2 tRNA genes and 1 rRNA gene are annotated in these 1,635 nt (G+C 51.2%); all 3 read left to right on the top strand.

What is annotated here, in order from left to right:
- The first annotated feature begins 28 nt into the window (after positions 1-28).
- Positions 29-105, top strand: a tRNA-Ile gene (locus BN1234_RS16825).
- A 26-nt stretch (positions 106-131) separates the two neighbouring features.
- Positions 132-207, top strand: a tRNA-Ala gene (locus tag BN1234_RS16820).
- A 212-nt stretch (positions 208-419) separates the two neighbouring features.
- Positions 420-1,635, top strand: a 23S ribosomal RNA gene (locus tag BN1234_RS16815); the annotation flags it as partial.

The following is a 1,635-nucleotide window of genomic DNA, read 5'->3' as shown; positions in this document are numbered from 1 at the left end:
GAGTAGGACGTCGCCAAGCGTGTTATATGGGCCCTTAGCTCAGCTGGTTAGAGCGCACCCCTGATAAGGGTGAGGTCGGTGGTTCGAGTCCACTAGGGCCCACCATATAACTTTATAACACTTCCTATTATGGGGCTATAGCTCAGCTGGGAGAGCGCCTGCCTTGCACGCAGGAGGTCAGGGGTTCGATCCCCCTTGGCTCCACCATAATACCTTTTGATCCTTGAAAACTAGATAACGAAACGAATTTGCGAATTAGAAATATCCTTTTAGCTGAACTTGTGTCAAGCAAGTTTAATAAAAGTAGCGTGCGAAAGATTCGCGGCAGGTGATCCTTTGAGAGCTTGTTTCAACCTTGATTTAATTCAATCGAGAAACAAGCGAACAAGAGAGCACATGCGCGAAACTAGAGCACATTTGGTTAAGCTACTAAGAGCACACGGAGGATGCCTAGGCGCTAGGAGCCGATGAAGGACGTGGCGAACAACGATACTGCCTCGGGGAGCTGTAAGCAAGCTTTGATCCGGGGATGTCCGAATGGGGAAACCCGGCTGTGGTAATACGCAGTCACTGCTGCCTGAATACATAGGGCAGTGGGAGGCATACCAGGGGAACTGAAACATCTAAGTACCCTGAGGAAGAGAAAACAAGAGTGATTCCGTCAGTAGCGGCGAGCGAACGCGGAACAGCCTAAACCAGAGAGCTTGCTCTCTGGGGTTGTGGGACGTCTCACATGGAGTTACAAAGGAACAGATTAGGCGAAGAGGTCTGGAAAGGCCCGCTATAAGAGGTAAAAGCCCTGTAGCTGAAAGTCTGTTCCCTCCGAGACGGATCCCGAGTAGTGCGGGGCACGTGAAACCCCGTATGAATCTGCCAGGACCATCTGGTAAGGCTAAATACTCCCTAGCGACCGATAGTGAAGCAGTACCGTGAGGGAAAGGTGAAAAGCACCCCGGAAGGGGAGTGAAATAGAACCTGAAACCGTGTGCTTACAAGAAGTCAGAGCCCGATCTATGGGTGATGGCGTGCCTTTTGTAGAATGAACCGGCGAGTTACGTTCCCATGCAAGGTTAAGGCGAGAAGCTGTAGCCGTAGCGAAAGCGAGTCTGAATAGGGCGAATAAGTATGTGGACGTAGACCCGAAACCGTGTGATCTACCCCTGTCCAGGATGAAGGTGCGGTAACACGCACTGGAGGTCCGAACCCACGTATGTTGAAAAATGCGGGGATGAGGTGGGGGTAGCGGAGAAATTCCAATCGAACTCGGAGATAGCTGGTTCTCCCCGAAATAGCTTTAGGGCTAGCCTCGGAAAGAAGAGTCGTGGAGGTAGAGCACTGATTGGGTGCGGGGCCCGCAAGGGTTACCAAGCTCAGTCAAACTCCGAATGCCATAGACTTATTATCCGGGAGTCAGACAGTGAGTGCTAAGATCCATTGTCAAAAGGGAAACAGCCCAGACCATCAGCTAAGGTCCCCAAGTGTGTGTTAAGTGGGAAAGGATGTGGAGTTGCACAGACAACCAGGATGTTGGCTTAGAAGCAGCCACCATTTAAAGAGTGCGTAATAGCTCACTGGTCGAGTGACTCTGCGCCGAAAATGTAACGGGGCTAAACACACCACCGAAGCTATGGCTTG

Source organism: Paenibacillus dakarensis (assembly GCF_001373415.1).
Taxonomy (GTDB): Bacteria; Bacillota; Bacilli; order Paenibacillales; family Paenibacillaceae; genus Paenibacillus_AQ; species Paenibacillus_AQ dakarensis.
This window is presented reverse-complemented; position numbering and strand designations above follow the sequence as displayed.